Annotated in this window: 24 protein-coding genes; 4 read left to right on the top strand and 20 right to left on the bottom strand. The window is 70.9% G+C overall.

Annotated features, from left to right (window positions below):
- Position 1 precedes the first annotated feature (1 nt).
- The 11 genes from QFZ75_RS31255 to QFZ75_RS31205 all read right to left on the bottom strand — a co-directional run bounded on the left by QFZ75_RS31255 (position 2) and on the right by QFZ75_RS31205 (position 9516).
- A complete protein-coding gene (locus tag QFZ75_RS31255; RefSeq protein ID WP_307542246.1) occupies positions 2–892 on the bottom strand; it encodes a diacylglycerol kinase in 891 nt (296 codons plus the stop codon).
- Between the two features lie 29 nt (positions 893–921).
- The gene (tatC, locus tag QFZ75_RS31250) at positions 922–1878 is read right to left on the bottom strand and encodes a twin-arginine translocase subunit TatC (RefSeq protein ID WP_307542244.1); all 957 of its coding nucleotides are present in this window, start codon (positions 1876–1878) and stop codon (positions 922–924) included.
- A gap of 47 nt (positions 1879–1925) precedes the next feature.
- Complete coding sequence (gene tatA, locus QFZ75_RS31245; RefSeq protein WP_307542243.1) at positions 1926–2210, bottom strand: Sec-independent protein translocase subunit TatA; 285 nt, start codon at positions 2208–2210, stop codon at positions 1926–1928.
- Positions 2211–2446: 236 nt separating this feature from the next.
- Entirely contained in the window at positions 2447–2641 is a 195-nt protein-coding gene (locus tag QFZ75_RS31240) for a hypothetical protein (protein WP_307542241.1), read from the bottom strand.
- Between the two features lie 9 nt (positions 2642–2650).
- On the bottom strand, positions 2651–2938 hold the full coding sequence (locus QFZ75_RS31235) for a hypothetical protein (RefSeq protein ID WP_307544917.1): 288 nt from the start codon (positions 2936–2938) through the stop codon (positions 2651–2653).
- 11 nt (positions 2939–2949) lie between these two features.
- Positions 2950–4083, bottom strand: a complete 1134-nt coding sequence (locus tag QFZ75_RS31230) for a YafY family protein (protein ID WP_307542240.1) — start codon at positions 4081–4083, stop codon at positions 2950–2952.
- A gap of 16 nt (positions 4084–4099) precedes the next feature.
- Entirely contained in the window at positions 4100–5053 is a 954-nt protein-coding gene (locus QFZ75_RS31225) for a YafY family protein (RefSeq protein WP_307542238.1), read from the bottom strand.
- A 163-nt stretch (positions 5054–5216) separates the two neighbouring features.
- Entirely contained in the window at positions 5217–5588 is a 372-nt protein-coding gene (locus QFZ75_RS31220) for an FKBP-type peptidyl-prolyl cis-trans isomerase (protein WP_307542236.1), read from the bottom strand.
- Between the two features lie 51 nt (positions 5589–5639).
- The gene (locus QFZ75_RS31215; RefSeq protein WP_307542234.1) at positions 5640–6653 is read right to left on the bottom strand and encodes an FKBP-type peptidyl-prolyl cis-trans isomerase; all 1014 of its coding nucleotides are present in this window, start codon (positions 6651–6653) and stop codon (positions 5640–5642) included.
- A gap of 232 nt (positions 6654–6885) precedes the next feature.
- Positions 6886–8247 (bottom strand): Pup--protein ligase, encoded by a 1362-nt coding sequence (gene pafA / locus QFZ75_RS31210; RefSeq protein WP_149512755.1) that lies wholly within the window; start codon positions 8245–8247, stop codon positions 6886–6888.
- Between the two features lie 9 nt (positions 8248–8256).
- Positions 8257–9516: an MFS transporter gene (locus tag QFZ75_RS31205; RefSeq protein ID WP_373465970.1), complete on the bottom strand. Its 1260-nt coding sequence runs from the start codon at positions 9514–9516 to the stop codon at positions 8257–8259.
- A gap of 190 nt (positions 9517–9706) precedes the next feature.
- On the opposite strand from QFZ75_RS31205, the gene QFZ75_RS31200 reads away from it, so the two are divergent.
- Positions 9707–10723 (top strand): LacI family DNA-binding transcriptional regulator, encoded by a 1017-nt coding sequence (locus QFZ75_RS31200; RefSeq protein WP_307542231.1) that lies wholly within the window; start codon positions 9707–9709, stop codon positions 10721–10723.
- A 129-nt stretch (positions 10724–10852) separates the two neighbouring features.
- On the opposite strand, the gene prcA is transcribed toward QFZ75_RS31200, so the two are convergent.
- From prcA to arc, 6 genes are all read right to left on the bottom strand, one after another.
- Positions 10853–11599, bottom strand: a complete 747-nt coding sequence (gene prcA, locus QFZ75_RS31195) for a proteasome subunit alpha (RefSeq protein WP_307542229.1) — start codon at positions 11597–11599, stop codon at positions 10853–10855.
- A gap of 58 nt (positions 11600–11657) precedes the next feature.
- Positions 11658–12503, bottom strand: a complete 846-nt coding sequence (gene prcB / locus QFZ75_RS31190) for a proteasome subunit beta (protein WP_307542228.1) — start codon at positions 12501–12503, stop codon at positions 11658–11660.
- On the bottom strand, positions 12455–13033 hold the full coding sequence (locus QFZ75_RS31185) for an endonuclease VII domain-containing protein (RefSeq protein ID WP_307544916.1): 579 nt from the start codon (positions 13031–13033) through the stop codon (positions 12455–12457). The genes prcB and QFZ75_RS31185 overlap by 49 nt, the downstream gene beginning before the upstream one ends.
- A 58-nt stretch (positions 13034–13091) precedes the next feature.
- The gene (locus tag QFZ75_RS31180; protein ID WP_307542227.1) at positions 13092–13307 is read right to left on the bottom strand and encodes a ubiquitin-like protein Pup; all 216 of its coding nucleotides are present in this window, start codon (positions 13305–13307) and stop codon (positions 13092–13094) included.
- A 156-nt stretch (positions 13308–13463) separates the two neighbouring features.
- Positions 13464–14975, bottom strand: coding sequence for a depupylase/deamidase Dop (gene dop, locus QFZ75_RS31175; RefSeq protein WP_373465969.1), 1512 nt, complete (start codon positions 14973–14975; stop codon positions 13464–13466).
- Between the two features lie 234 nt (positions 14976–15209).
- The gene (gene arc, locus QFZ75_RS31170; RefSeq protein WP_307542225.1) at positions 15210–16976 is read right to left on the bottom strand and encodes a proteasome ATPase; all 1767 of its coding nucleotides are present in this window, start codon (positions 16974–16976) and stop codon (positions 15210–15212) included.
- 253 nt (positions 16977–17229) lie between these two features.
- Between arc and QFZ75_RS31165 the strand changes: the two genes are divergently transcribed.
- Positions 17230–17535, top strand: coding sequence for a ferredoxin (locus tag QFZ75_RS31165; RefSeq protein WP_189779315.1), 306 nt, complete (start codon positions 17230–17232; stop codon positions 17533–17535).
- A gap of 62 nt (positions 17536–17597) precedes the next feature.
- Here the strand turns inward: QFZ75_RS31165 and QFZ75_RS31160 are convergent, their stop codons facing one another.
- The 3 genes from QFZ75_RS31160 to QFZ75_RS31150 form a co-directional block, all read right to left on the bottom strand.
- Positions 17598–18173, bottom strand: coding sequence for a hypothetical protein (locus tag QFZ75_RS31160; protein WP_307542221.1), 576 nt, complete (start codon positions 18171–18173; stop codon positions 17598–17600).
- 199 nt (positions 18174–18372) lie between these two features.
- Positions 18373–19278 carry a tRNA (adenine-N1)-methyltransferase gene (locus tag QFZ75_RS31155; RefSeq protein WP_307542219.1) on the bottom strand — a complete coding sequence of 302 codons (906 nt, stop codon included), beginning with the start codon at positions 19276–19278 and terminating at the stop codon, positions 18373–18375.
- A gap of 130 nt (positions 19279–19408) precedes the next feature.
- Positions 19409–21025 (bottom strand): site-2 protease family protein, encoded by a 1617-nt coding sequence (locus QFZ75_RS31150; protein WP_307542217.1) that lies wholly within the window; start codon positions 21023–21025, stop codon positions 19409–19411.
- 494 nt (positions 21026–21519) lie between these two features.
- Here QFZ75_RS31150 and QFZ75_RS31145 point away from each other — a divergent pair, with 494 nt between their 5' ends.
- Positions 21520–22416, top strand: coding sequence for a RecB family exonuclease (locus tag QFZ75_RS31145; protein WP_307544912.1), 897 nt, complete (start codon positions 21520–21522; stop codon positions 22414–22416).
- Positions 22417–22536: 120 nt separating this feature from the next.
- The gene (locus tag QFZ75_RS31140) at positions 22537–23208 is read left to right on the top strand and encodes a response regulator transcription factor (RefSeq protein ID WP_030356234.1); all 672 of its coding nucleotides are present in this window, start codon (positions 22537–22539) and stop codon (positions 23206–23208) included.
- Positions 23209–23287: the final 79 nt, after the last annotated feature.

Genomic DNA, 23287 nt, shown 5'->3' with positions numbered 1-23287 from the left:
TTCAGGGCCCCGCGATCCGTACCGCCCCGGGTACGCAGTGCGCGGTCAGCGGGAGCGGGCCGAGCGGTTCGCCGTCGGCGTAGCCCGTGACGCCCTCCGCGGCCAGTTCGACCCTCGCGGCCCGGTGCACGGTGACCACGGGGTGGCCCAGGTGGGTGCCCCGGTAGACCTGCGGGAAGACGCGGAGCAGCGCGGTGCGGCTGCAGGCGCCGACCACGGTGACGTCGAAGAGGCCGTCGGTGAGGTCTGCGTCCGCGCAGATCCTCATCCCGCCCCCGTACGAGGATCCGTTGCCGACGGCCACCAGGGTCGCCTCGGCCTCCCGGACCCGCCCGCCGTCCAGGGTGATCCGGTAGGGGAAGGGTCTGAGGGCGGCGAGTTCGGCGAGCATCGCGAGGTCGTACCTGAAGCGGCCGCCCGGCCACCGCATGCGGTTGCCCCGGTCGTTGACCCGCGAGTCGAAGCCGGAGGCGAGGACCGTGCCGAACCAGGCATCGCCCACCCGTCCGAGGTCGACGTCCCGCAGCCGGCCGCCCTTGAGCGACTCGGCGACCACCCGTCCGGCGGCGGCCGGGTCGCGCACGGGCAGTCCGAGGGCCCGCGCGAAGTCGTTGCCGGTGCCCACGGCGACCAGCCCGAGGGGCGTACGCGTCCCGGCGACGGCCTGCAGGGCGAGGTTCGCCATGCCGTCGCCCCCGACGGCCACCAGGGCGCCCGTGCCGGCCCGGACGGCGCCGCGCGCGCGGGCGAGGGCGTCCTGGGCGTTCTCGCCGAGGACGGTGCGTACGGAGAAGCCGGCCGCCCGCAGAACCGAGGCGGCCGGCTGCGCCGCGCGGGCGCCCCGGCCGCGTCCCGCGGTGGGATTGACGAAGAGGGTGATCTCGCTGGTCACGGCCGGACCCTACAAGGCCGGCGGCGACGTCAGGTCACGTCGTCGTAACCGTTGATCCGCTCCCGCTCGGCGTCCGCCTGTGCGGGCAGCGCGCGGTTCACCGCCACGGGTTCGATCTCGCCGATGTCCTCGGGGGTGAGGTCGAGCTCGGAGGCCTCGTCGTCGTCGGGGCCCTCGGCCTCGCGACGGGCCCGGCGGCGGTCGTTCAGCAGTGAGAAGGCGGTGGCCGCGAAGTACAGGATCCAGATGGGCCCGGCGAGCGCCAGCATCGTCAGCGGGTCCGTGCTGGGCGTGGCGACGGCGGCGAAGACGGTGATGCCCATGATCATGCCGCGCCACCAGCCGGCCATGCGCCTGCCGGTGATCACTCCGGTCATGTTGAGCATGACCAGGAGCAGCGGCAGCTCGAAGGAGAGACCGAAGACGACGACCATGCGGGTCACGAGGTCGAGCAGGTCGTCCAGCGGCAGCAGGTTGTCGACCCCGAACGGGGTGAACTCGATCAGGACCTTCGCGGTGGTGGGAAGCACCTTGTAGGCGAAGAAGGCACCGCCGAGGAAGAGCGGGACGCCCGAGGCGACGAACGCGTAGGCGTACTTCTTCTCGGTCTTGTGCAGCCCGGGCGCGACGAAGGCCCAGAGCTGGTAGAGCCAGACCGGCGAGGCCAGCACGACACCGGCCATCAGCGACACCTTCAGGGCCAGCGTGAAGGGCGTCAGCAGACCGTTGATCGTGATCTGCGCGCAGGGGTCGTCGTCCGACGACCTCGCCAGCTGCTGGAAGGTCTTGTCGCAGCCGACCTCTTTGAGGATCGGCTCGGTGAAGAAGTTGATGATGTCGTTGTAGAAGAAAGCGGCGACGACCGTGACGAGGACGATGGCCAGCATCGCCTTCGCGAGCCGGTTGCGGAGCTCACGAAGGTGTTCCGCGAGGGGCATCCGTCCCTCGGGGTCCTTCTCTTCCTTCTTGCGCGCGGACTTGAGCAACCCACGTTCCCATCTCGTGCGGCGGACCGGAGGTCACCGGCCCTGTGTCAGCGCTTGGTCGTGTCCGTCGGCTCGGTGACCGGGCGGGAGCTGGTCACGTCACCGGGCGCGGCCTGGATGGTGCGCGGGGGCTGCTGGTCGTCGTGCGGCGGGGCGGCGGGGGCGGCGGTGTCGTCCTTGCCCTCGGTCTTCATCGCCTTGGCCTCGCTCTTGAGGATGCGGGCGGACTTGCCCAGGGAGCGGGCCATGTCGGGAAGCTTCTTCGCGCCGAACAGCAGGATGACGACGACGAGGATGAGAATGATCTCGGGGGCGCCGAGCCTTCCGAACATAAGCTTTTACCTTCTCACCGAGGCGGCGTGGTGGGGTTGCTGCCCGACCGGTCGGACGTCTGTCCGAGGATCGCGCTGACAGCGATCGTAACGCCCAGGGGTGAACGCGGGGCAATCCCTGTGCGTACTCCCGGTTCGCGGTCCGCGCCTCGCTCTCCGGGCCGCGACCAGCAGCGTACCTGCCGACCCCGTCGGCTCGACAGGTCAGCGCGGCTCAAAGAGTACGGACGGGGGCCTCAGAGGGCGTCCGCGGAACGGGCCGCTCCGGCGGAGGCGCGCTCCAGGTCCTCGGCGGCGCGGTTGATCCGGCGGGCGGACGCGTCGACCTGCCTGCCCAGACGTTCCGCCTCCAGGAAGACCCGGACGGCGAGCACGCCGAGCACGGCGATTCCCAGGAAACCCACAGCGATCGCGAACATCGGCCAGAACATGGTGCGACCTTAAGCCCCCGTGGTCCGGGCGTGCAGACGCAGGGCCCGCACCCCTCCACCGGTGAGGAGCTCGACGATGCGCTCCCCGGCCGGCTTGCGCACCGCCGACCGGCACTGCGGGCAGGTGAAGGAGTAGAAAGTGGTCCGGTGGGTGGCGCCGACGACCAGGCGCAGGGCGCTCGCCGCGAGCTCGAAGCCGGCCCGGCAGTCGGGGCACGCGGCCTTGAACACCACGGGGTCCACCCTCGTCATCCCGTAGAACGCGGACGCCACGGACACCTCGTCCGTACCGGACATCGCCGACCCGCTCACAGCCCCTGCTCCTGCCTGTCGTACAGCCCGTCGTGAACTCCGTGCGGCCCGCCCTCCGGACGCGGCGCTCCCCCGCCGCCTCCCGGTACGGCGTCCGGACCGCCGGCACCGGATGCGGCGGGTACGGGGAGGACCCGCGGGGGGTCGTCGTACCCGTCCTGTGGTGCGTCGTAGGCCGCGAGTGCCTCGCGGGCCGCCCGGCGGGCGCTGTCGGCGACCTCCGGCGGCGAGACGATCCGGCCGTCGCGCCCGAGCCGCAGCGCGAGGCGGCGCAGCGAGGCCGGGTCGGGGGTGCGCAGGGTGATGAGCAGTCCGCCGTCCGGCAGCTCCTCGGCGCTGTCGTGGGGGTAGTACTCGGCGACCCAGCGCCCGCCGGGGCCGACCTCCACCACCACTTCCGGGTCCTCGGCGGCCGGCTGCACCAGGCCCTCCGAGAGGTCCCGCAGCTCGATCTCGGGCGGCGCGGACGGCTCGTCGAGGATCTTGATCTCGGCGACCCGGTCCAGCCGGAAGGTGCGCCGCGCCTCGGAGCGCCGGCACCACGCCTCCACGTACGTGTGTCCGACGCTGACCAGGCGGATCGGGTCGATCTCGCGCTCGCTGAGCTCGTCCCGCGAGGGCGAGTAGTAGCGGATCCACAGCCTGCGCCGCTCGGAGATCGCCCGGTCGACGTCCGCGAAGACGCCGCCCTCCGCCTCGAAGGTGACCGAGAGCCGGGAGCTGGCGCCCGCCGCCTCGCCCGAGGCGGCCTCCACCTTCGCGGTGGCCCGCAGCAGCGCCTGCCGGTCGCCCTCCCGCAGGCCCGGCAGGGTCGACACGGCCCGCGCGGCCACCAGCAGCGCGGTCGCCTCGTCGGCGGCGATCCGCAGCGGTTCCGCGACGTCGTCCGGGTTGTGCCACCAGATCCGGTCACCGTCGGTGTCGATGTCGAGCAGGTCGCCGCCGCGGAAACTCGTCCCGCACAGCGGCAGCACGTCGAGGTCGGAGATCAGCTCGTCCTCGGTGATCCCGAAGGCCCGCGCCACGTCCTCGATCCGCGCGCCGGGGCGCTCACGCAGATACGTCACCAGGGAGAGCATCCGCCGCGTCTGGTCGATCGCGTTGGTGGGCCTGGCCGGTTTTCCTGCCACTTTCCTGTGTTCCCCCTCAGCCCTTGGCCACGGCGCGCAGCCGGTCCACGACGTCGGCCCGCAGCTCGGCCGGCTCCAGGACCACCACGTCGGGCCCGAACTCCACCAGCCAGGCGTCCAGACCGTGCCCGTACGGAATCTCCAACTCGTCCCACCCGTCGCCGAGTTCCCGCACCGACGCCGCCTTGGCGCGCAGCGGGTAGCCCGAGCCCGTCCGCAGCCGGATCCGCGCGGTGCGGTCGGTGATGTCCCCCGCCCAGCCCGCGACGGTCTCCCGCACGGTCACGACGTCGGGCACCTCGGCCGTGTACCCGCCACTGCGGGTACGGACCTTGCCGGTGATCCGGGACAGCCTGAACACGCGCTCGGCCCCCCGGTCGCGGTCCCAGCCGGCCAGGTACCAGTGGCCCCGCCAGCACTCCAGGGCCCAGGGCTCCACATGGCGGGGCCCGGGGCGGGCCGCGGTCGCCTTGCGGTAGTCGAAGGTGACGGGACGCCGGTCGCGGCAGGCCAGCATCAGCGGCTCGAAGGCGGCCTCGTGCACGGGGATGCGCGGCTCCAGCGCGCCGTGCGGCTCATACGGGTCGACGCCCTCGGGCAGGCCCGCGGCGCGCAGCTTCTGCAGGGCGCCGCTCGCCGCGCCCGCGAGCCGGGCCTGCTGCCAGACCTTGGCGGCCAGGCCGAGGGCGGCGGCCTCCTCGGCGTCGAGGGTGATGGGCGGCAGCCGGTTGCTGTCGCGGCGGGCCAGGTAGCCGACGTCGCCGTCGAGGTTCTCCACCGTCTCGATCACCAGGCCGAGCTCCCGGAGGTCGTCCTTGTCCCGCTCGAACATGCGGTTGAAGGAGTCGTCCGAGCCGGCTTCCAGGTAGGCCTCGATGGACTCGCGGAGTTCACGCTTGCTGAGCGGTCGCCGCGTCCCGAGCAGACACAGCGCCAGGTTCATCAGCCGCTCCGCCTTGGCAATGGCCATCGACGCCCTTCCTATGGTGCTTCCGACCGATGACCGTACCGCCCCGGGGTGTCGTGGCAAAAGCCGAGGGTCCATGCCCGGACGGGCATGGACCCCAAGTGACCGGGTCCGGTCGGACCGCGATCACACGGCCTGCGGGACGCGACACATGACGACCGGGACGTCAGACCCCTACGAGGTCGCAGACGAAGATCAGCGTCTCGCCGGGGCCGATGCGGGCGCCGGCGCCGCGCTCGCCGTACGCGAGGTGCGCCGGGATGGTCAGCTGGCGGCGGCCGCCGACCTTCATGCCCTGGACGCCCTGGTCCCAGCCCGCGATGACCTGGCCGACACCCAGCTTGAAGCTGAGCGGTGTGCCGCGGTTCCAGGACGCGTCGAACTCCTCGCCGGTGGAGAAGGCCACGCCGACGTAGTGGACGGAGACGGTGTCGCCCGCCTTGGCCACCGGGCCGTCCCCCTCCCAGATGTCCTTGATCTCGAGATCCTTGGGGGGCTCGCCACCCGGGAAGTCGATCTCGGGCTTCTCGATGCTCACGTCAGTGCTCCTGCTCGTTCTCGGTGGGACAACCCGGACAGTCTGTCATCCTCAGCTCGTGGCCAGGATGTCGACCACGAAGACGAGGGTGGACTTGGCGGGCAACTCCTTGCCCTTCTCCTGGTCGCCGTACGCCTGGGCCGGCGGAATCACCAGCAGGACCCGGTCCCCGACGTGCTTGCCGACGAGCCCCTTGTCCCAGCCCGGGATGACCTGGCCCTGGCCGATGGCGGTGCTGAAGGGCTGGCCGGTCTTCCAGGACGAGTCGAAGAGCGTGGCCTTCGCCTTGCCCTCGTTGATCTTCCAGGCGGCGCCGCTGTACTGCATGGTGACCGTCTTGCCGCTCTTGACCTCGGCGCCCTTGCCCTGGATGAGGACCTTGTCGACGAGCTTGGCCGGCGGGTCGTTCTTCGGGACGGAGATGGTGGCGGGCGCCTCGTCGTCGGCCTTGATCTGCGGCAGGTCCGACGGGATGGCGGCCTGCCGGCCCTCGGCCTTCTTCGGGACGACGTCGCCGACGTCGAGCGCGAAGACCAGGGTGTCGGTGCCGGTGACGCCGGCCTGCTGGTTGCCCTGGCTGCCGAAGCCGGCGGCCGGCGGGGCCACGACCAGGACGCGGCTGCCCTCCTTCTGCCCCACGAGCGCCTGGGAGAACGCCGGGATGACCGTCTCGGAACCGGCCGTGATCAGCTGCGGGGCGCCGCCCTCCTGGTAGGAGGAGCCGAGGTCCTTGCCGCTCTTCCAGACCTTGCCGGTGAAGTTCATCGACACCAGGTCGTCCTTCTTCACCACCGCGCCGTCGCCCTCGGAGACCGGGTGCACGACGAACTTGTCGCTCGGGTCGCCCTTGGGCACCTCGATCGTCGCCTTCTTGCCGAAGGCGCCCTTGACCTCGGGCATCGGCTCCGCCGAGTCCACCGGCTTCGGCGCCGCGGCGGGTGACGCCGAGGACGCCGCCGACGGGTCGGCCTTGTCCTTGTCGCCCTTGTCGTCGTCGCTTCCGCAGGCGGACGCGGTCAGCGCCAGGGCGGGCACGATCAGGAGAGCAGCAAGTCGGCGTCGCACATCGATCCTAAGGTCGCTCGAATGGGGTCCGGCCACTCTAGGCCCTCATGCCACCGGGCCGGGGCAGGCGGAACCGACCGTACCGGCCCAGGACGTAGGGAGGACGTAGGGAGGACGTAGGGAGGACGTAGGGAGGACACGACAAAGGTCCTGTACACCCGTGGCGTACAGGACCCTTGTCGTGTCGGACGGAACCCTTGTCGGACGGAATCCCTGTCGTACGGACGCGCGCCTACATCCCGGCGATCAGCTTCTCCACGCGGTCGTCGACGGAACGGAACGGGTCCTTGCACAGAACGGTGCGCTGCGCCTGGTCGTTGAGCTTCAGGTGCACCCAGTCGACCGTGAAGTCCCGGCGCTGCTCCTGCGCCCGCCGGATGAAGTCGCCGCGCAGCCGGGCCCGAGTGGTCTGCGGCGGCACCGACTTGCCCTCGAAGATCTTCAGGTCGTTGCAGATCCGCGCGGCCTGCCCGCGCTTCTCGAGCAGGTAGTACAGACCCCGGCGACGGTGGATGTCGTGGTAGGCGAGGTCTATCTGGGCGACGCGCGGGTGCGACATCGTCATGTTGTGCTTGGCGCGGTACCGCTCGATGAGCTTGTACTTCATGACCCAGTCGATCTCGGTGCCGATCCGGTCGAGGTCCTCGGACTCGATCGAGTCGAGCGTGCGGCCCCAGAGCTCCAGGACCTGGTCCACGACCCCGGTGCGGATGCCGCGGCGCTCCACGAAGTCCACGGCCTTCTCGTAGTACTCGCGCTGCACCTCCAGCGCGGACGCCTCCCGGCCGCTGGCCAGGCGCACCTTGCGGCGGCCCGTGATGTCGTGGCTGACCTCGCGGATCGCCCGGATCGGGTTCTCCAGGGTCAGGTCGCGCATCACCGTGCCCGCCTCGATCATGCGCAGCACGAGGTCGGTGGCACCGACCTTGAGCAGCATGGTCGTCTCGGACATGTTCGAGTCGCCGACGATGACGTGCAGCCTGCGGTAGCGCTCGGCGTCCGCGTGCGGTTCGTCCCGGGTGTTGATGATCGGCCGGGAGCGGGTCGTCGCCGAGGAGACGCCCTCCCAGATGTGCTCCGCCCGCTGGCTGACGCAGTACACCGCGCCCCGCGGGGTCTGCAGCACCTTGCCGGCACCGCAGAGGAGCTGCCTCGTGACGAGGAAGGGGATGAGGATGTCCGCGAGCCGGGAGAACTCCCCGTGACGGGCCACCAGATAGTTCTCGTGGCAGCCGTAGGAGTTGCCCGCCGAGTCGGTGTTGTTCTTGAAGAGGTAGACGTCGCCCGCGATTCCTTCCTCGTGCAGGCGTCGCTCCGCGTCTACCAGGAGTCCTTCCAGAATGCGTTCGCCGGCCTTGTCGTGGGTGACGAGTTCCGTCAGGTTGTCACACTCAGGAGTGGCGTATTCCGGATGTGATCCCACGTCTAGATAGAGGCGGGCACCGTTGCGCAGAAAGACATTGCTGCTGCGGCCCCATGACACGACACGGCGGAAGAGGTACCGCGCCACCTCGTCGGGAGACAAACGCCGCTGTCCCCTGAACGTACACGTGACGCCGTACTCGTTCTCCAGCCCGAAAATGCGGCGGTCCATGACTGAACATTACGCCTGAGAGCCTGTGCTGAAACGGGGTTCGGTGGCACCGTTTCGATCATTTTCCGAACTTCCGCCCACCACGGTGCTCCCGTCCGCAACTGCGAGGACCCGCCCGGTGGCCAGCAGGACCAGCAGCGCGGCACCCCCGGCCACCCCCGGCACGGCGAAGCCCCGTACCGCCCCGCCCCACTCCACGACCGGTCCCGCGAGCCCCGTTCCGACCGACGCCCCCACGGTGAACGTCGTCACGAGCCACGAGAACGCCTCGGTGACCGTGCCCCTCGGCGCGTGCCGGTCGACGATGATGAAGGCGCAGGCGATACAGGGCGCCAGGAAGACTCCCGCCAGGGCGACCAGTGCCGTCATGGCCACCTCGCCGGGCACCAGCATCAGCGGCAGGTAACACACCGCCAGGAGGGCCACCAGCACCCGCAGCCGCCGCTCCGGCGCACCGCTCCAGCGCCGCGCCCCGTACACCGTGCCGCCGACGAGCGCCCCGAGCCCGAGGGCCGCCATCAGCCGGCCGTACGTCGCGTCGCCGCCGTGGCCGTCCGCGTACGACACGCCCACGACCGTGATCGAGCCGAGCGCGATACCGACGAAAAGGAACGCGCAGAGCAGCGCGACGAGTCCGGGCGACCGCAGCGCACCCAGCCAGTGCGCCTCCCTGGGCGCCGAACGCCACGCGCGCGAGGGGCGCGACACGACCACGGAGAGGGCGCCCAGGACACCGATCACGTTGAGGACGATCAGCGCCGCCTGCGCGGACCACAAAGACACGCACAGCGTCACCAGCAGCGGCCCGACGGTGAACATCACCTCCTGCGCCACGGCGTCCATCGCGTACGCCGTGTGCACCTGCCCCTCCTTGGACAGCACCGAGGGCCACAGCGCCCGCAGGCCGCCCTCCAGCGGCGGCGTGAAGAGCCCGGCGACCGCGATCAGGACGTACGCGAGCGGCAGCGACCCCGTGCCGGTGAGCGCGAACACGGTCATGCCCAGGGCGGAGACGAGCGCGGCGGGCAGCTGCACCCGCGGCTGCCCGTACAGGTCCACCAGGCGGCCCAGCAGCGGCTGGCCCACCGCGTTGGACACCCCGTAGACCGCGGCGAGCGCCCCGGCGAGGCTGTAGGTGCCGCCCTGCGAACGGACGAAGAGCACGACGGCGATGGCGCCCGCGGCGTTCGGCAGCCGGCCCACCAGCGTGCCCGTGAGCAGCCGCGCGGCATGCCTCGTGCGGAGGATCTCCAGGTATCCCGCAGCCATGTCCTGCCCCTCCCGGCTCCACGCCGCCCGTGATCGCCTGTCCGTGTCTTCGTGTGCGTCCGTCGTGCGCGTCCGTCGCCCGCGGTGTCGCGAGCGGAGGAAGTTTTACGTATAACGTCGCTCGTCATACGTACCATGTGCGCAGTCCGCGAGTCCAGGTCCGCGAGTCCAGCAGAAAGACAGGTCGACGGTGGCAGCAGGCAGCGCCCGCCCCACGAGCCGTGACGTCGCCCGGGCCGCGGGGGTGTCCCAGGCGGCCGTCTCACTGGTGCTCGGCGACAAGTGGCGCGGACGCGTCTCCGAACGGACGGCGGACCGCGTACGGGAGGCCGCCCGCGAGCTCGGCTACCGGCCCAACCTGGCCGCCCGCAACCTCCGCCTCGGCAGCACCCGCACCGTCCTGCTGGTCGTCCCGGCCCTCACCACCGAGTTCTTCGCGGGTGTGTACACCGGCGCCGCCCGGGTCGCCGCCGGGCACGGGTTCGGCGTGGTCCTCTACCCCTCCCCCGAGGGCATCGGGCCGGCCCGCGACCCCTTCGCCTCCGCACAGGCCGCCCTGGACGGCGTCATCGCCTCCTCCATGGCCGCCGACGCCCTCACCGCCATCCGCGGCGACCAGCTGCCCCTCGTCATGCTCGACAGCGACCCGGACGGCGGCACCGGCGCCACCACCGTCAACCTCGACATCCGCGACGGCGTCCGGCAGGTGGCCGAACACCTGCTGGGCCTCGGCCACCGCCGCTTCCTGCACCTCGCGGCCGACATCCCGTCCTGGACCTTCGAGGTGCGCGCCCGCGAACTCGCCGAACGCCTGGCGGCGGCACCCGGCACCGCACTGCGCACGGCCCCCGCACCGATCTCCATCGACGGAGCGCTGGCCGCCGCGACCGCCGCCCTGTCCGCTCCCGGCCCCCGCCCCAGCGCCGTGGTCTGCGACGACGACAAACTGGCCGCGGGCGCCTACAAGGCCGCCCGCCGCCTGGGCCTGCGCATCCCGGAGGACCTCTCCGTCACCGGCCTGGACGACCTGGCCCTGGCGACCGCCCTCGACCCGGAACTGACGACGGTCCGCCTGGACGCGGAACTCTTCGGCGAACGGGGCATGCAGGCCCTGCTGGCGGTCCTGGAGGCCCGCACCCCACCCCAGGACGACATCCCGGTCACCCTGGTGGTGCGGGGCTCCACGGCCCCGCCCAGCGCCCCCTGAGGGGCGCGGGGAACTGCGCGGCAGGCCCCCACGGACCCGCCCGCCCCACCACGGCCGGTCCCCGGAAACGCCGTGTGCCCCCGGCCTGCGAGAGGCCGGGGGCACACAGGACACAAGGCGGTCGAGGAATCACTCCTCGCCTTCGGGCCCTTCGGCCTCCGCCGCGGTGGAGGCCCCGCCGGTCTCCAGCAACCGCCCGAGCTGACGCCCGACGATCCGCTTGAACTTCCGCTGCTGCGGCCGCGTCCGGTCCAGCACCGCGACCTCCAGCCGCTCCGCGGGAATCTCCCGCTCGCTGCCGTTCGTGTCCCGCGACAGGGCCTGGACGGCCAGCTTCAGCGCCTCCGCCAGCGACATCCCGTCCTCGTGCCGCTGGTCGAGGTACGTGCTGATCGTCTCGGCGTTGCCGCCCACCGCGACCGATCCGTGCTCGTCGACGATCGAGCCGTCGTGCGGCAGCCGGTAGATCTGGTCGCCCTCGGGGGTCTCCCCCACCTCGGCGACGACCAGCTCCACCTCGTACGGCTTCTCCGCCGCGGACGAGAAGATCGTGCCCAGCGTCTGGGCGTAGACGTTGGCGAGACCGCGGGCGGTCACGTCGGCACGGTCGTAGGTGTATCCCCGCATGTCGGCGTACCGCACACCGCCGATGCGGAGGTTCTCGTACTCGTTGTACTTGCCGGCCGCGGCGAAGCCGATCCGGTCGTAGATCTCGCTGAACTTGTGCAGCGCACGGGACGGGTTCTCGCCGACGAACACGATGCCGTCGGCGAACTGCAGCACGACGAGGCTGCGACCACGAGCGATGCCCTTGCGGGCGTATTCCGCCCGGTCCGCCATCGCCTGCTGGGGTGATACATAGAACGGCGTCGACACCGGCTATCCGTCCCTTTCTGTGGAAGTCACTGGATCACCTGGAAAAAGCGGGCCGCTGTCAGAGCAGCTCGGCGCGCGGACCGTCGGGCTGCTCCAGGCGGCGCTCCAGGATCACGCGGGCGATCTCGGAGGACTCCTGGTCCGTGAGTCGGCGGAAGCCGTCCTCGGTGATCACGGTGACGATCGGGTAGATCCGGCGGGCGACGTCGGGACCACCGGTCGCCGAGTCGTCGTCGGCCGCGTCGTACAGCGCCTGCACGACCAGCGTGGTGGCCTGGTCCTCGGTCAGGTCCTTGCGGAACAGCTTCTTCATCGCGCCCCGGGCGAAGAGCGAACCGGAGCCGGTGGCCGCGAAGCCGTGCTCCTCGGACCGGCCGCCCGTCACGTCGTACGAGAAGATGCGGCCCCTGTCGCGGTCGACGTCGAAGCCGGCGAAGAGCGGGACCACGGCGAGGCCCTGCATGGCCATGCTGAGGTTCGAACGGATCATCGTGGAGAGGCGGTTCGCCTTGCCCTCCAGGGAGAGCGTGGTGCCCTCCACCTTCTCGAAGTGCTCCAGCTCCAGCTGGAACAGCTTCACCATCTCGACGGCCAGGCCCGCGGTGCCGGCGATTCCGACGGCCGAGTACTCGTCCGCCGGGAACACCTTCTCGATGTCCCGCTGCGCGATGACGTTCCCCATCGTGGCGCGCCGGTCGCCGGCGAGCACGACGCCGCCGGCGAAGGTGACGGCGACGATGGTGGTGCCGTGCGGGGCCTCGATCACTCCCTGCGTGGGCGGCAGCTGCCGGTTGCCGGGAAGCATGTGCGGCTGGTGGTCGGACAGGAAGTCCATGAAGGACGACGACCCGGGCGTCAGGAAGGCAGCCGGTAGACGCCCGGTGCTACGAGTGTTGGCTTCCACGAGGATCCCTCCAAGTAGGCGGCAGCCCGACGAACTGCGTCGGGATCGTCTCCCAACTTGCCGATGGCCGAATTGCAGTTGAAGCACAGTACGCCACGGACCCTACCCGTCTCGTGGCAGTGATCCACATGAACGGCCGGAGCTTTCGGGCAGATCACGCAGAGCCCCATCTGCGAGGCGATCATCTCGTCCCGCTCGGCTTCGGTGATGCCGTACCGACGTTTCGAATGGCCGGCGCGCCCTTTGGTCGCCCGGCAGGTTTTGCAGCTCGCCGAGAGGCCGTCAGTGGCCGTCGCATTTCGATGCCACTTACTGTGCGGCTCGATCTCACTACGACTTCGGCAGAACTTGTGCCCGTCAGGTGTTTCCGCCCCCGGCCGAACGTTCTTACCTTTTGCCACCTGCCGGGCCTGGTGGTACTCCGCCCAGCACTCCCGGCAGTGGGCCCGAAGTCCGTCCCCCGCGGCACGGTTGCCGGCAAAAGCTGCCCGCGGCCTGGACTCCCTGCACCGCGAGCAGCGCTTCACCATCTCTTCGCCCACCACACCAGACCTCGGATCACACCTTCGAATCGAAGGAAGATCCGGGCTACTGCCCACCCTTCTGAACGAAGCTTCGAACGAAGTCCTCTGCATTCTCCTCGAGGACGTCATCAATTTCGTCCAGGACGGAGTCGACGTCGTCGCTCAGCTTCTCCTGGCGTTCCTTGAGGTCTTCGGACGCCTGTGCCTCGGGCGCCTCCTCGACCTCCTCGGTGTTGTGCGTCGCCTTCTGCTGTCCGCCGCCGGTGTCCTTGGTCGCCATAACCCTCACCCCGCTCGGTCTCGACGTTCTTGATCAGACCCTACAAGCAGGGTCCGACATCGGCCCCGCAGTTACTGCAACGTCCGGGAACCACTCCGATGATTCCCGGACGGCGGCCTTTCCACCCTGTCGGGCGGGATCGGCCCAGGAGCCGCCTCAGTGCCCCGACAGGACCCTGACCAGGTCTTCCGCCGTGCGACACCGGTCCAGGAGCTCCTTGACGTGATTACGCGTTCCGCGAAGCGGCTCCAGGGTTGGGACGCGCTGGAGCGAGTCCCGGCCCGGCAGGTCGAAGATCACCGAGTCCCAGGAGGCGGCCGCCACGTCGTCCGCGTACTGCTCCAGGCACCGTCCGCGGAAATACGCGCGGGTGTCCTCCGGCGGCTTCGTCTCGGCCCGCTCCACGCCCGTCTCGTCCAGCAGCCGCTTGATCCGGCCCCGGGCCACCAGCCGGTTGTAGAGGCCCTTGTCGGGGCGTACGTCGGCGTACTGCAGGTCGATCAGATGCAGCCGGGCGGCGTCCCAGTCGAGGTTGTCGCGGCGCCGGTAGCCCTCCATGAGCTCCCGCTTGGCGACCCAGTCCAGTTCGCCCGCCAGGCTCATCGGGTCGGTCTCCAGCCGGCCGAGGACGTCCTCCCAGCGGGTCAGCACGTCCCTGGTCTGCTCGTCCGCGTCGGCCCCGAAGCGTTCCTCGACGTACTTGCGCGCCAGTTCGTAGTACTCCATCTGGAGCTGGACCGCGGTGAGCGTCCGGCCGCTGCGGAGGGTGATCAGGCGCTTGAGGGAGGGGTCGTGCGAGACCTGGTGCAGGGTGCGCACCGGCTGGTCCACGGCGAGGTCGACGGCGATGAAGCCGTCCTCGATCATGGACAGGACGAGGGCGGTGGTGCCGAGCTTGAGATAGGTCGAGATCTCGGACAGGTTCGCGTCGCCGATGATCACGTGCAGGCGGCGGTACTTCTCGGCGTCCGCGTGCGGTTCGTCGCGGGTGTTGATGATGGGGCGCTTCAGGGTGGTCTCGAGGCCGACCTCGACCTCGAAGTAGTCGGCGCGCTGGCTGAGCTGGAAGCCGTGCTCGTGGCCGTCCTGACCGATACCGACGCGGCCCGCTCCGGTGACGACCTGGCGCGAGACGAAGAACGGCGTGAGGTGGCGCACGATGTCCGAGAAGGGGGTCTCCCGCTTCATCAGGTAGTTCTCGTGCGTGCCGTAGGAGGCGCCCTTGTTGTCGGTGTTGTTCTTGTAGAGGTGGATCGGCTGGGCGCCGGGGAGCTGGGCCGCGCGTTCGGCGGCCTCGGCCATGATGCGCTCGCCGGCCTTGTCCCACAGGACGGCGTCGAGCGGGTTGGTCACTTCGGGGGAGCTGTATTCGGGGTGTGCGTGGTCGACGTAGAGCCGTGCCCCGTTGGTGAGGATGACGTTGGCGAGGCCGATGTCCTCGTCGGTGAGCTGACTGGAGTCGGCGGATTCGCGGGCGAGGTCGAAGCCCCGCGCGTCCCGCAGCGGATTCTCCTCCTCGAAGTCCCAGCGGGCCCGCCGGGCCCGGTGCATCGCCGCCGCGTAGGCGTTGACGATCTGGGACGAGGTGAGCATGGCATTGGCGTTGGGGTGGCCGGGGACGGAGATCCCGTATTCCGTCTCGATGCCCATTACTCGCCGTACGGTCATGCGGCCCTCCTTGCCCGGCGGCGTCCTCGGTCGGGGACGCCGCTCAAGTACCGCTGGCGCTCCGGTGCGTGTGCGGTGCCCGTCCCCGCACTGCGCGACTCGGCGGTACCGAAGAGCCTAGAGCGCCACTGCGCTGGTGGGGAGATCATTTGCGTCATTGCTCAGCTCCAGCTGTGCCCCGGAAAACAGTCGGCTGCGGGTACCCGGTGAGGGCACCCGCAGCCACCCTGTCTTTTACAGGTACTGACCGGTGTTCGCCACCGTGTCGATGGAGCGTCCGGTGTCCGCGCCCTGCTTTCCGGTGATGAGCGTGCGGATGTAGACGATCCGTTCGCCCTTCTTGCCGGAGATCCGGGCCCAGTCGTCCGGGTTGGTGGTGTTGGGCAGGTCCTCGTTCTCCTTGAACTCGTCCACGCAGGCCTGGAGCAGGTGGGAGACCCGCAGGCCCTTCTGGCTGTGCTCGAGGAAGTCCTTGATCGCCATCTTCTTGGCGCGGCCGACGATGTTCTCGATCATGGCGCCGGAGTTGAAGTCCTTGAAGTACAGGACTTCCTTGTCGCCGTTGGCGTACGTGACCTCGAGGAAGCGGTTCTCCTCGGACTCGGTGTACATGTGCTCGACGGCTGTCTGGATCATGCTCTGGACGGTGGTGGACTTGCTGCCGCCGTGCTCGCCGACGTCGTCGGGGTGCAGCGGGAGGCGCTCGGTGAGGTACTTGGCGAAGATGTCCTTGGCCGCTTCGGCGTCCGGACGCTCGATCTTGATCTTCACGTCGAGGCGGCCGGGGCGCAGGATGGCGGGGTCGATCATGTCCTCGCGGTTGGAGGCGCCGATGACCACGACGTTCTGCAGGCCCTCCACGCCGTCGATCTCGGCGAGCAGCTGCGGGACGATGGTGTTCTCCACGTCCGAGCTGACGCCTGATCCACGGGTGCGGAAGAGGGATTCCATCTCGTCGAAGAAGACGATGACGGGGGTGCCCTCGCTGGCCTTCTCCCGGGCACGCTGGAAGACGAGGCGGATCTGCCGCTCGGTCTCACCGACGTACTTGTTGAGGAGCTCGGGGCCCTTGATGTTGAGGAAGAAGCTCTTGCCGGTGGCCTGGCCGGTGACCTCGGCGACCTTCTTGGCCAGCGAGTTCGCGACGGCCTTGGCGATGAGCGTCTTGCCGCAGCCGGGGGGGCCGTAGAGCAGGACGCCCTTGGGCGGACGCAGTTCGTGCTCCTTGAACAGGTCCGGGTAGAGGTACGGGAGCTCGACCGCGTCGCGGATCATCTCGATCTGGCCGCCCAGACCGCCGATCTGCTCGTAGCCGATGTCCGGGACCTCTTCGAGGACGAGCTCTTCGACCTCGCTCTTGGGCACGACCTCGTAGACGTAGCCGGAGCGTGGTTCGAGGAGCAGGGCGTCGCCGGGGCGGATGGTGATGTCCAGCAGCGGCTCGGCGAGCCGCACCACCCGCTCCTCGTCGGTGTGCCCCTGCACGAGGGCGCGTTCGCCGTCCTCGAGGATCTCCTTGAGGGTGACGATGTCGCCGACGCTCTCGTACTCCATGGCCTCGACCACGTTGAGGGCTTCGTTGAGCATCAGCTCCTGGCCGCGCCTGAGCTCTTCGAGCTCGACGCCGGGGCTGACGTTCACGCGGAGTTTGCGGCCTCCGGTGAAGATGTCGGCGGTGCCGTCCTCGTTCGCCATGAGGAACACACCGAATCCGGCCGGCGGCTGCGCGAGCCGGTCGACCTCCTCCTTGAGCGCCACGATCTGGTCGCGGGCCTCTCGGAGGGTGCCTGCGAGCCGCTCGTTCTGCGCGGACACGCCGGCCAGGTTTGTCTGCAGCTCGACGATCCGCTCTTCGAGAATCCTCGTGTGTCGCGGAGAGTCGGCGAGCTTGCGTCGCAGGACGGCGATCTCCTGCTCAAGGTAGGCAATCTGCCCGGACGGGTCGTCGGACCCTCGTCCCGGGCGGATGCCGCGGTTCATGTCGTCGTCGTGGGCTGCCACGGTCCTCACCTCCTCCAAGGGGAGCTGGACGCTTCCAGACCCTACCTGGGTGGGTGTCGATTGAAACCCCTAGATCACAAAGACCGTCGGGGTGTGTCCGATCTTCACCCTTGCGCTCTCCCTCACGCCAGTGGAATACCCACCCAACATGCCCGGGAAGCCGACAGAGGTAGGGTCGAAGTGTTCAACACCCGTCAGAGCTGGCCCGATTCCCGGCTTTCGGGTCGCTCGGCGCAGGAAATGGCAGGAGAAGATGACCGTGCAGCAGGAAGCCGGAGTCGACGGCGAGGCGCTCGAGGTCTGGATCGACCAGGACCTGTGCACCGGTGACGGAATCTGTGCGCAGTACGCGCCCGAGGTGTTCGAACTGGACATCGACGGGTTGGCGTACGTGAAGAGTCCCGGTGACGAGCTCCTGCAGACTCCGGGTGCGACAACGCCCGTGCCCCTGACGCTGCTGCGTGATGTGGCCGACTCCGCGAAGGAATGTCCGGGCGACTGCATCCACGTACGCCGCGTGTCGGACAGCGTCGAGGTCTACGGTCCGGACGCGGAGTGAGCGGACGGGCACCCGGCGCCGCCCGGCGCCCGGTGTCCGGTTCGGGGCACTTGTCTTTCTTCTCACATGCTCCGGGCCGCGGGCGGTGTCGAGCGGATGAATGCGCCGTTCTTCCACTGCCACTTGGCGCCCTCGTTCACGTCGGGGCAGCAACTGGGTATGTCGGGCGAGGAGTAGCCGAGCAGGGTCGCGGTGACCGTGGCGTCGCGGAGGGTGAAGTCCTTGACGGACAGCCGGTCCTTCGGATCGACGAGGGTGGCGACGACGCGGGGCTTCGAGGCGCCCGCGGTCCCGGTGAGGACGTAGACGCCGCTGGGCGGGGTGCCCGAGCCGGCGTCGCAGCGCACGACGGCGACCGTCTCGGGGAGGCCGTCGCCGTCGAGGTCGCCCGAGGCCTTCTTCTGGACGAGTACCTTCGCAGGTCCGCAGTCGAGGGGGAAGTCCGCCCGGGCCGGGTCCGGGGGCGCCGCGGCGGCCGGGGCCGCCTTCGCCTCCGTGCCGTGCTGGGCGGCCGTGGCCGCGTCGGGCTGCAGGAAGGCGGAGGCCGCGACGACCGCGGCGAGCGCTGTTGCGGTGGCGACCCAGTGGATCGGGCGGGTGTGCGTGTGGGCCAGTTCCGGGACGGCGGAGTGCTGCACTAGGAAGTGTCTCCTGCGAGGGCTGTGCCGGTGGGGTGGCCAGCATGGTGCCACACGTCACACCGCAGGGGAACGGTGGGGTCGGCGGTGATGGCGGAACGTCAGGGGAAACGTGCTGTGGCCGAGTTCCGAGGGGTCCTCGGGAACTCGGCCACGGTGGTCGCGCGTTGGGTGCGGTACCGGGACGCGGGCCGCCGTCTCAGCGGCCGGGGGCTCCACCGTCGGCGTTCGGACCGGAGTAGTCCTCGCCGTACGCGCCCTTGGAGGGGCGGCGGCGGCGCACGGGCGGCTCGACGCCGTCCGCGAGGCGGCGGGCGGTGAGCAGGAAGCCGGTGTGGCCGATCATCCGGTGGTCGGGGCGGACGGCCAGGCCCTCGATGTGCCAGTTGCGGACCATCGACTCCCAGGCGGTCGGCTCGGCGAAGCAGCCGATCTCGCGGATGGACTCGACGGTCCGGGCGAGCTGGGTGGTGGTCGCCACGTAGCAGCAGACGATGCCGCCGGGCACGAGCGCCTTGGAGACCGCCTCGAGGCACTCCCAGGGGGCGAGCATGTCGAGGACGACGCGGTCGACCTCGGTGTCCGACAGGTTGTCCTGGAGGTCGCCGACGGTGAGCTGCCAGGCGGGGTGGGGGCCGCCGAAGTAGCGCTCCACGTTCTGCCGGGCGATCTCCGCGAAGTCCTCGCGGCGCTCGTAGGAGTGCAGCATGCCCTGGTCGCCGACGGCGCGGAGCAGGAAGGTGCTGAGCGAGCCGGAGCCGACACCGGCTTCGACGACGCGTGCGCCGGGGAAGATGTCGGCGAAGGCCAGGATCTGCCCCGCGTCCTTGGGGTAGACCACGGCGGCGCCGCGGGGCATGGACAGGACGAAGTCGGGGAGCAGGGGGCGCAGTGCCAGATAGGCGACGTTCCCCGTGGTGCGGACAACGCTGCCCTCGGGTGCGCCGATCAGCTCGTCGTGCGGGAAGGAACCCTTGTGGGTGTGGAAGTTCTTCCCCGCTTCGAGCGTGAACGTGTAGTGGCGGCCCTTGGGGTCGGTCAGCTGTACCTGGTCCCCGACCTTGAAGGGCCCGCGTCGGCGGGCGGCACCGGTCGGTTCGGACATGTGACCCAGCCTACCGGCGATTGCGGAGGGCGCCGACCAGGGTCCGGCTGTGCCCGGGACCGTGGAGGGCGCGGTGCGGGGCCGCCCCGGCCGGCCGCGCGCTTCCCCGTGCCCTCGCGGCGCGCGCCGGTCAGCTCGGGCGGGCCATGGCGCTGACGAAGGCCTTCTCCACGTCCGCCGCCGAGAGGACTCCGTAGATCTCGCCGGAGTCCTCCACCACGAGGTACTCGGTGGCCGGGGTCGCGCGCAGTACGTCCAGGAGGTCCTCGCCGGCGAGTTCGGCGGAGACCCGCATGCCGTCCGTGAGGTCCTGGGCGAGTCCACTGACGGCGACCCAGGGGCGGCGGTGTTCGGGGACGCCGACGATGGCGGCCTCGCGGACGAGGGAGAGGGGTTCGCCGTCGGGGTCCACCACGACGAGGGCGCGGGCGCCGGCGTCGTTGGCCCGGCGCAGCGCCTCGGAGAGCGGGGTGTCGGTCTCCACCGGGACCGCGCGCCGGGTGAGGGCGCGGGCCCGCAGGTCGGGCAGGTGTTCGCGCAGCCGGGCCATGCGGAGGCTGTTCCCGGCGCCGGTCCAGATGATGGCGGCGAGGATCGCGGCGAGCAGGGCGTCCATGACGGTGTCCATGCCGCCGATGTCCTCGGCGTCCGCGCCGAGCGCACCGGAGTGGGTGAGCAGGGGCAGGCCGATGAGGACGGTGATCGCGAGGGCGCGGCCGACCCAGGCGGCGGCGACGGTGCCGCTCATGGGCCTGCCGGTGATCTTCCAGACGACCGCCCGGAGCATGCGGCCGCCGTCGAGGGGCAGGCCGGGGAGCAGGTTGAACGCGGCGACGATCAGGTTCGAGATCATCAGGCCGGCCAGCAGGACGCCCGGGACGGTGCCCGGTTCGACGGCCTGGAGCGCGACGTAGAAGAGGCCGCTGAGGATCAGTGAGAGCAAAGGGCCGACGAAGGCGAGGACGAACTCGCGGCCGGGCGTCTCGGACTCCTTCTCGATCTCCGAGACACCGCCGAAGAACTGCAGCTGGATACGGCGCACCGGCAGTCCGAAGCGCAGGGCCGCGACCGTGTGGGCCAGTTCGTGGACGAGCACGGAGGCGTAGAAGGCGACGGCGAAGAACAGCGAGACGAGGTAGCGGGCCATGCCCAGTTCGGGCAGGACGCGCTCGAGCTGGCCGCCGAAGACCCAGGTGATGAGTGCGGCGACGAGGAACCAGCTGGGGGCCACGTACACGGGTACGCCGAAGGGGCGGCCCATGAGGAGGCCGCCGCCGGGCTCTTTGGACCGCTTGGTGCCGGGGCCCCGCCTGCCCTTCTTGCCGCCGGGCCCGGGGGCGGGGTGGGAGGTGTGGGCCTCGGCGCGGTGGGTGCCGTGGGGCTGGAGGGGCGTGCGGCCGTGGGCCGGCGCGTCCGCGGGGGGCGGCGGCGGGACGGGGTGGCCACCCGTGTCCGCCGGCGGGACGGGCTGCTGGGGCTGTGGCTGGGGCTGCTCGTCGGGATCTGCAGCCGGGACGTTCTCGGCGGCGGGTTCCTTCCGGAGGCGTGCCGCGGCGGCCTCCCCGGCCGGCTCGGGGCGGGCCGGGCCGGGCTGTTCCGCCGGGGTCCCGGTGCCGGCCGCTTCCTGGCCGGAGGGCGGCCGGGCCGTCGTGGCCGCCGGGTCGCCGGGTCGCGGCTGCCCCGTGCGGCGCCCGTCCGCCTCGTCCGTGCCGGATCGCGGCTGCCCGCTCCCGCCGCTCTCGTCCACGATGTCCCCTCGTTCGACGCGTGTCCCGCTCGCGATCATGCATGCGAGAGGTCTTCCGGTCGATGGTATGCGGCCGTTGCGGCATGTTCGGCGTCGGCACCCCCTCCGTTTCCCGTACGGGTGTGCGATGCGCAGGTCACCGTGTGTCGCGCTGTCGGTGGCGGGTCGTAAGGTCTGACGTCATGGAAACCAGCACCGACGGCACCGTCCCGGCCGGCCCGGGAACGGCCCGGCCGCCCGAGTCCGCGGCCACGGCGGGCGCGTCGCCGGCCGAGCCGGCGGAAGCAGCCGTGGAGTCCGCCACGGCTCCCGGCGCCGAGGCCGGGTCGGACCGGGACTCGCAGGCTCGGCCCGCCGGTCCCGCGGACGGACCGGCGGACGGACCGGCGGACGCCGGTGGGGCCGTCGGCGACCGGAGCCGGGCGGCGGGCGAGGCGGCGGATGCCGGCACGGACGACGGCGCGCGGGGTGGCGCGGATGCCGCGGGCGGTGCCCTGCGGGGCACGGGGGCCCCGGGCACGGCGTCCGGCGGCGGCTCGGCCGGGCGGGTGGCGGCGCCTCCCGCGTCCTTGTCACCGTCCCGGGCCGGTGACTTCATGCAGTGCCCGTTGCTCTACCGGTTCCGGGTCATCGACAAGCTGCCCGAGAAGCCGAGCGAGGCGGCGACCCGGGGGACCCTCGTGCACGCCGTGCTGGAGCGGCTCTTCGACTCCCCCGCCGGCGAGCGGACCGCGCCGCGGGCGAAGGCACTGATCCCCGGGCAGTGGGACCGGCTGCGGGAGGCGCGACCCGAACTCGCCGAGCTGTTCGCGGACTCGGACGAGGAGACCGCGGGCGAGCGGCTGGCGCGCTGGCTCGGTGAGGCCGAGCGGCTGGTCGAGCGCTGGTTCACCCTGGAGGACCCGACCCGTCTCGAACCGGCCGAGCGCGAGCTCTTCGTGGAGGCGCAGCTCGACTCGGGCCTGAGACTGCGCGGCATCATCGACCGCGTCGACGTGGCGCCCACCGGTGACGTGCGGATCGTCGACTACAAGACGGGCAAGGCCCCGCGCCCGGAGTACGCGGAGGGCGCGCTGTTCCAGATGAAGTTCTACGCCCTCGTGGTGTGGCGGCTGAAGCAGGTCGTCCCGCGCCGGCTCCAGCTCGTCTACCTCGGCAGCGGCGACGTGCTCACGTACGACCCGGTGCCGGCCGATCTGGAGCGGGTGGAGCGCAAACTGCACTCGCTGTGGGAGGCGATCCGGCTCGCCACGGAGACCGGCGACTGGCGTCCGCGGCCCACCAAGCTGTGCGGCTGGTGCGACCACCGCGCGGTCTGCCCGGAGTTCGGCGGCACTCCCCCGCCGTATCCGCTGCCGGTGCGGACGCCCGGATCCGGCGAAGCCCACTAGCCCTCCGGCCCGCCGGCCCGCCGGACCCGGTCGTCGCGTTCCCGCCCGCCGGGCTCCCCGGCGGCGGGCCGGGTGGTGTGCGCAGGGCAGAATGGGGCCGGACTAGCGAAGGAGACTCACGTGGCCATCCGCGTCCTACTGGTCGACGACCAGCCGCTGCTGCGCACCGGCTTCCGGATGATCCTGGAGGCCGAGCAGGACATCGCGGTCGTCGGCGAGGCCGGTGACGGTCTCCAGGCACTCGATCAGGTGCGTGCCCTGCAGCCCGATGTGGTTCTGATGGACATCCGTATGCCGAGGATGGACGGGGTCGAGGCGACCCGGCAGATCACCGGCCCCGGCCGGGACGGTCCGGCGAAGGTGCTCGTCCTGACGACCTTCGACCTCGACGAGTACGTGGTGGAGGCCCTGCGCGCCGGTGCCAGCGGTTTCCTCCTGAAGGACGCGCCGGCCAACGAACTGGTGCAGGCGATCCGGGTGGTGGCCGCGGGTGAGGCCATGCTGGCGCCGAGCATCACCCGCCGGCTGCTCGACAAGTACGCGGGCCATCTGCCGTCGGGCGACGAGCCCGTGCCGGACACCCTGCACACGCTCACCGACCGCGAGGTCGAGGTGCTGAAGCTGGTGGCGCGCGGCCTGTCGAACGCGGAGATCGCCGCCGACCTGTTCGTCAGCGAGACCACGGTCAAGACACATGTGGGCCACGTCCTGACCAAGCTGGGGCTGCGGGACCGGGTGCAGGCCGCCGTCTACGCGTACGAGAGCGGTCTGGTGCGTCCCGGCGCGCAGTGAGCGCGCCACGGGCCCGCAGGGGCTCCACATGACGGGAGAGGGCCGTCCCCGGCCGAAGGGGGCGGCCCTCTCCCGCGTC

Source organism: Streptomyces sp. V3I8, assembly GCF_030817535.1.
Classification (GTDB): domain Bacteria; phylum Actinomycetota; class Actinomycetes; order Streptomycetales; family Streptomycetaceae; genus Streptomyces.
This window is presented reverse-complemented; position numbering and strand designations above follow the sequence as displayed.